We start from the raw sequence: 6,574 nt of genomic DNA on the forward strand, positions 1-6,574 counted from the left end.
ATGCTGAGACACATCCTCAAGGCCGTGCAGACGCATGCGGCCGCCGAGTATCCGCGAGAATCCTGCGGGCTGCTGATCAGCATTGGCCGCAAGCAGCAGTACATCCCGTGCACCAACACCGCGACCGTGCCCAACGAGGAATTTCGCATTTCGCCGGAGGCTTACGCCGCGGCCGAGGACCAAGGCGAAGTGATCGGCGTGGTGCACTCACACCCAGACGCCACTAGTCGCCCGTCGCCGCGAGACATGGCCATGTGCGAGGCAACCGAGCTGCCGTGGCACATTTTGAGCTGGCCGGAGGGCGACCTGCGCACCATCGTGCCCACCGGTAACACGCCGCTGCTGGGTCGGCCGTTCGTGCACGGTGCCTGGGACTGCTGGCAGGTTTGCGCCGACTGGTACAAGCGCGAGTGGTGGCTTGAGTTTGGGGCCTTCAAGCGCGAGGACGGTTGGTGGGAGAAGGCCGACGGCCCGAGCCTGTATGAGCAAGCCTACGAGGCGGCAGGCTTCGAGCGCGTCGGTAGCCCGCAGCGCGGCGACATGATCGTGATGGACGTGGGGCGGACCAAGCACCCGAACCACGCGGGGATTTTCCTCGGGACCGATCCTGCGCTGCCCGACGAGCCAACGGCGGTGCGCGGCGCGGGACCGTTCATGCTGCACCACCTGTACGGCAGACCCTCCGAGATCATCGTCTTCGGCGGGCCGTGGCATGACAGAACACGCCTAATTCTCAGGCACAAAGACGCGAAACAGTGAGCGGCGCTGCCGCAGGAGTATGCAATGCATGCCAGCCAGAGTTATGTGCTGACCATAAAGGAACTGTACACAGTATCCCAAGGCAGGATAAGCGGTGCCGTAGCGGAGGTGGCAATTCTCGATAAAGGCGTTGAAGTGGATCGGGTGAATTTCTCAGGTCTTTGCCGGAGTCCGGATGGCTACAGTCGAAAGTACGAAGGTAAGCCAGGGCTTGCGGCTGTTATCACCAAAGGCCCTGGCTCAGTCACGATGGCGATGTCAGAGTAATCAAGAGAAGCTGAGGAAGTTGTCAGTGCCTTTTTCGTTTGTCCCTTCCTTCACGGCAAATCCCTCCCCAGCGATAGCGGCTTGGGCGTCTGCCTCTGCTCTGGTCGCGTACACGCCATGCAGTTTCCAAGGCGAGTTACGTACCACGCCCCAGCCGAGTACCCAGCCAGCTTTGTTTGGATCAGGTAGTAGTTCTTTGCTCACATCGACCTCCTAGGTCACATTACCCCGGTCCATGGGCTTGCAGGCAACGGACCGAGGCGGTTCGTTGGAGGCGCAACGCTACTACGGCATGCACCTGGTTCGTTACTGATCGTTTGTCCATGCTGGATGGGTGGACAGGACGATGTTATGTTTTGCTTTCATACATGCGAAGGAGACGCATCGTGGCAGCAGTAAAGACCTACGTTTTCAAGCTCAAAGCGAGCAACGGTTCAGGCATGAGCAACGTTCTTCAGAACGGAACTGACCAGCGTGAAGCTGAGAGGAAGATCTTGCAGAAGTACCCCGGAGCCACGATTCTCGAAGTGCGCCAGCAGTGACCCAAAGCCCAGCCATGTGCTGGGCTTTTTGCATCGATTGCCTTGGTGCTACCCTCGGCCCTTTATCAATGAGGGATCATCATGCGAATTCTGATAGGGGCGCTGGCGGTTGCCCTGCTGGCTGGGTGTGTGTCGCCAAGTGATTTGAAAACCAACAAGCCAACCACCAGCGCAAGCACGAAGAAGTCACCGAAAGCATACGCGCTCTGTGTTTTCCCGAAATGGCAGGACGCACGCTCTGAGGCAGTGATGTCGGAGACATCCGACGGGTACCGGATTGTGATCGGCGCCATGCAGCTGACAGACGAACTGGTCGAGGTCAGCAAATCCAGCACTGGAAGCCGGGTGAACTTTTATCAGCGGGTGGCGTGGATGCCCGGTGTTGGGCGAACAGCAATTGAAGAGGCGGTTAAAGACTGCCTCTGACCAGCGCAAGCCACCTTCGGGTGGCTTTTTCTTTTGAGGGGCAAAAAATGTCCATGACTGCGGCTTCTTACAGTCCGATGACCACAATTTTCCTGTCTGGCTCGCTGGCCAAAAAGTTCGGCCGCACACATCGCCGCCAGATCGACTCGGGCCAGGTGTGGGAGGCTTTCAAGGCTCTCAAGGCGACCCTGTCGGGTTTCGATGAGGAAATTAAGCGACTCGACCGACTGGGGATGCGTTTCGCGATTTACCGCAACCGGAAGAATGAGAGCAGCAAAGCGTTCGACCTGGGCGGTACCCGAGAACTGCGAATTGTCCCAGTCGTATCGGGCAGCAAGCGCGCCGGCATTCTGCAAACCATCATCGGTGCAGTCATCTTCGTAGCCTCGTTCTTCGTGCCAGGCATGCAGGGTTGGGGTCAGTCGCTCGGTGCATCATTGGTGCTCGGCGGCGTCATCCAAATGCTCAGCCCTCAAGCCTCAGGACTCAAACAAAGCGCTGCACCTGAAAACCTCCCGTCCTACGCCTTCGGCAGCGCCAAGAACACCACGGCCAGCGGCAACCCCGTCCCAATCTGCATCGGCCGGCGGCGCTGGGGCGGCGCGATCATCAGTGCCTCGATCTACGCCGAAGACAAGACCTGATCCCGAACTGGAAGACCCGACCGCCGATTGGCGGTTTTTTTATGCCTGGAGAAAAGCATGGGCGCAGTTGAACGCATCGACATCACCGGCGCCAAGGGCGGCAGCAGCAGCCCAAAAACCCCAATTGAGGCTGCCGACAGCCTGCGATCGACCAACTTGGCCAAGATCCTGATCGCCGTGGGCGAGGGCGAGTTCGACGGCGTACCGAGCGCCCAGAACATCTACCTGGATAACACGCCAATCAATGACGCCAGCGGCAACGTCAACTTCCCGAACGTGAAGTGGGAGTGGCGCACTGGCGCGGTTGATCAGTCCTATATCCCCGGTATCCCAGCGGTGGAAAATGAAACCACCGTCAACGTTGAACTGCGCAGCGATACCGCCTGGGTGCGTTCGCTGACCAACACCCAGCTTTCCGCCGTTCGGCTGCGTTTCGCGTGGCCAGCGCTCCAGCAGCAGGACGATCAGGGCAACGTGGGCGGGTACCGCATCGAATATGCGGTAGACGTGGCCACGGACGGTGGCGCCTATCAGCAGGTGCTGGTCGAAGCTGTCGACGGCAAGACCACCACTCGATACGAGCGCTCGCGCCGCATCGACCTACCGCCGGCGACATCCGGCTGGCAGATCCGCGTCCGGCGCCTGACCCCGAACCAGAACAGCAACAAGATCGCCGACACCATGTTGATCGCCGGTTACACCGAAGTGATCGACGCAAAGCTGCGGTACCCGAATACCGCGCTGCTCTACATCGAATTCGACGCCGAGCAGTTCACCAACATCCCTGCGGTGACCGTGGATTGCAACGGCCGCAAGTGGCAGGTGCCGAGCAACTATGACCCGGTCACCCGCAGTTACACCGGCGTGTGGGATGGCACCTTCAAGCTTGCGTGGACCAACAACCCGGCGTGGATCACCTACGGCATCTGCACGGTTGATCGGTTTGGCCTGGGCATGCGCATCAAACCGTTCATGGTCGACAAGTGGGAGCTGTACCGGATCGCCCAGTATTGCGACCAGTTGGTAGGCAATGGCGCCGGCGGCCAAGAGCCACGTTTCCTTTGCGACATGAACCTCCAGGGCAAGGCAGAAGCCTGGACACTGCTGCGCGATATCTCCGCGATCTACCGGGGCATGACCTACTGGGCCCAGGGCCAGCTCGTCGCACAAGCCGACATGCCGCGCACCCAGGACTTCGACTACGTCTTCACCCGCGCAAACGTCATTGACGGCAAATTCTCGTACGGAAGCGCGTCGAGCAGGACCAGGTACAGCCGCGCGATCGTCAGCTATGACAACCCGGCCAACAACTACGACACCGATGTCACTGCCTATGCAGATCCAGAGCTTCAGCGTCGCTTCGGCGACAAGCCGGTCGAGATCAGCGCCATCGGCTGCACCCGCGCTTCTGAGGCCCAGCGCCGAGGCAAATGGGTGGTGATGAGCAACAACCAGGACCGGACTGTCACGTTCAAGACCGGCATGGAGGGCGCTATTCCGCTGCCGGGCTACATCATCCCGGTGGCCGACTCGCTGCTGGCCGGGCGGGAAGTAGGAGGGCGGATTTCGGCAGGCGCCGGGCGCGTCGTGACGCTGGACCGTGACACTCAGGCCAAGGCCGGCGACCGGCTCATCATCAACCTGCCCAGCGGCAAGGCCGAAGGCCGGACCGTGCAGTCGGTTGCTGGGCGCGCAATCACCGTGACCACGGCCTACAGCGAGACTCCGACGGCAGAATTGCAGTGGGCGCTAGATGCTGACGACTTGGCGATCCCGCTTTATCGTGTGCTCAGCACCAAGCGCACCACCGAAGGCGACTACGAGATCGCGGCGGTTCAGTTCGAGCCGAGCAAGTTCGCGTTCATCGACACTGGCGCACGGCTGGAAGAACGCCCAATCAGCGTGATCCCGATCACCGTCGTTCCGGCGCCGGCCGCCGTCACGCTGACGTCGAACACTGCTATCGCCCAGGGCTTGGCCGTTACCACGATGACGATCACGTGGCCGGCCGTCACCGGCGCGGTCGGCTACGACGTCGAATGGCGCAAGGACAACGGCAACTGGATCAAGGTGCAGCGCACCGGTGCGACCAGCGTGGACATCACCGGCATCTATCGCGGCGCCTATTTGGCCCGGGTGCGTGCGGTGAGCGCCTACGACATCTCGTCGATCTGGCGCACCTCGATCCTGACCCAGCTCAACGGCAAAGATGGCCTGCCGCCGGCGGTAACCTCGCTGACGGCCACGGCGCTGATCTTCGGCATCCGACTCAAATGGACCTTCCCACCAGGTGCGGAAGACACCCAGCGCACGGAGATCTGGTACGGGCCGACGCCGGCGCGGGAAGCCGCGACCAAACTCACTGACCTAGCCTATCCCCAGGCCGAATACAGCATGCAAGGCCTGCTAGCGGGCGTGACGTTCTTCTTCTGGGCGCGGTTGGTTGACCGGACCGGCAACATCGGTCCGTGGTACCCGGTGGGTCAGGGCGTGATGGGCCAGAGCAGCTCCGAAGCCGGCCCGATTCTTGAAATGCTCGCCGGCCAGATTGGCGAGAGCGAGCTGGGTCAGGACCTGAAGGACAAGATCGAACTGATCGACGACCTGCAGGAGCAGATTGAGGCGCTGGATGGGCTGGCGGGCTACAAGCCGGATCAGGTCTACACCAAAGGGCAGCAGGTTGTCGCGGATGATCGCATCTACCAGGCGAAAAGCACTGTGCCGATCAACACGCCGCCGCCGAACACCACCTACTGGCTGGACGTCGGTCAGAGTGTCGAGACGGCCAACGGCCTGGCCCAGCAGGTAGCGACCAACACCACCGACATCACCACCATCGACGGGAGGGTGACGGCCCAGGCTTCAAGCTTGCAGGCGCTGCGTTCATCCGCCAGGGATGACGATGGTGAAGGTGACCTGGCTGACGCCCTGAAGGGCTGGAGCAGCACGGCCAGCATCGTCACAGAGGCCAAGACCGCCGCCAGCGCGAATGCGGCGACCGCGAAGACGGTTGCCCAACTCACCGCAACTGTGGGCGACAACGCTGCCCAGGTCACCGATCTCCGTCAGGTGGTCACCGATAATCAGTCTGCAACCGCTACGGCGATCACGCAGGTCAATGCACGGGTGGATGACAACACGGCGAGCATCCAGCAAACCTCCACTGCATACGCTGATACTGCTGGAAAGCTTTCAGTGATGTGGTCCCTAAAACTTCAGGTGAATGCCCAAGGACAATATGCATTCGCTGGTATCGGTGCTGGCATTGAAAACGGCCCCGGCGGATTGCAATCGACGTTGCTGTTCACTGCCAACCAGATTGCCTTCGCAAATCCTACGACGGCTGGGCAGGTCGACTTTCCGTTCATTATCAAGAACGGGCAGAACTTCTTGGGTTCGACGTTCATCCAGGACGGCACCATTACAAATGCCAAGATCGGCAGCTTCATCAGCTCCACGAACTACGTGGCGGGCCAGACCGGCTGGATCCTCAACAAGGACGGCACGCTGGAAATCAACGGCGGTGCAGCGGGTCAGGGGCGAATTGTCGTCAACAACCTGTATGTGGCCGTCTACGACGCGAACAACGTGCTTCGGGTGAAGCTCGGAAACCTGGGGTGAACGATGGCCTATGGCATGCGGGTGTGGGACGCCTCGGGAAACCTGCGCATGGATGAAAACTCGTTCACTGTGCGGATTGTCCTATCGGTAGTCGTCAACAATAGCGGCTGGACAATCGTCAACTCCCAGGGCGCAGGGTATCAGGACTTCAGTTGTCCAAGCGTCACGCCGTCCAACGCCTCGGCCACTTGCCTTCCTGTGGCTAATTACACAAGCAATGACACTCAGTTCGAAACCGAGGTGCGGACCGACGTGGTGCGGGTCTATAACTACAATCGCGGATATGCCGGATTTATCAACCCGGCAACCACGGCT

8 protein-coding genes are annotated in these 6,574 nt (G+C 60.6%); 7 read left to right on the forward strand and 1 reads right to left on the reverse strand.

Features of this window, described 5'->3' with window-relative positions; all coding sequences use genetic code 11:
* On the forward strand, positions 1–759 hold the full coding sequence (locus tag NPS29_RS12770; protein WP_274132971.1) for a C40 family peptidase: 759 nt from the start codon (positions 1–3) through the stop codon (positions 757–759).
* A gap of 24 nt (positions 760–783) precedes the next feature.
* Positions 784–1,026, forward strand: a complete 243-nt coding sequence (locus NPS29_RS12775; RefSeq protein ID WP_274132973.1) for a hypothetical protein — start codon at positions 784–786, stop codon at positions 1,024–1,026.
* Here the strand turns inward: NPS29_RS12775 and NPS29_RS12780 are convergent, their stop codons facing one another.
* Positions 1,027–1,230: a hypothetical protein gene (locus tag NPS29_RS12780; RefSeq protein ID WP_274132974.1), complete on the reverse strand. Its 204-nt coding sequence runs from the start codon at positions 1,228–1,230 to the stop codon at positions 1,027–1,029.
* A gap of 182 nt (positions 1,231–1,412) precedes the next feature.
* Here NPS29_RS12780 and NPS29_RS12785 point away from each other — a divergent pair, with 182 nt between their 5' ends.
* From NPS29_RS12785 to NPS29_RS12805, 5 genes are all read left to right on the forward strand, one after another.
* Complete coding sequence (locus NPS29_RS12785) at positions 1,413–1,568, forward strand: hypothetical protein (protein ID WP_274132976.1); 156 nt, start codon at positions 1,413–1,415, stop codon at positions 1,566–1,568.
* A gap of 81 nt (positions 1,569–1,649) precedes the next feature.
* A complete protein-coding gene (locus NPS29_RS12790; protein ID WP_274132978.1) occupies positions 1,650–1,994 on the forward strand; it encodes a hypothetical protein in 345 nt (114 codons plus the stop codon).
* A 53-nt stretch (positions 1,995–2,047) separates the two neighbouring features.
* On the forward strand, positions 2,048–2,638 hold the full coding sequence (locus tag NPS29_RS12795; RefSeq protein ID WP_274132988.1) for a tail assembly protein: 591 nt from the start codon (positions 2,048–2,050) through the stop codon (positions 2,636–2,638).
* 57 nt (positions 2,639–2,695) lie between these two features.
* Entirely contained in the window at positions 2,696–6,259 is a 3,564-nt protein-coding gene (locus NPS29_RS12800) for a phage tail protein (protein WP_274132979.1), read from the forward strand.
* Positions 6,260–6,262: 3 nt separating this feature from the next.
* The coding region (locus tag NPS29_RS12805) for a hypothetical protein (RefSeq protein WP_274132981.1) at positions 6,263–6,574 on the forward strand (312 nt) is incomplete at its 3' end.

The sequence above is a fragment of the Pseudomonas putida genome (assembly GCF_028682175.1).
GTDB lineage: Bacteria > Pseudomonadota > Gammaproteobacteria > Pseudomonadales > Pseudomonadaceae > Aquipseudomonas > Aquipseudomonas putida_AD.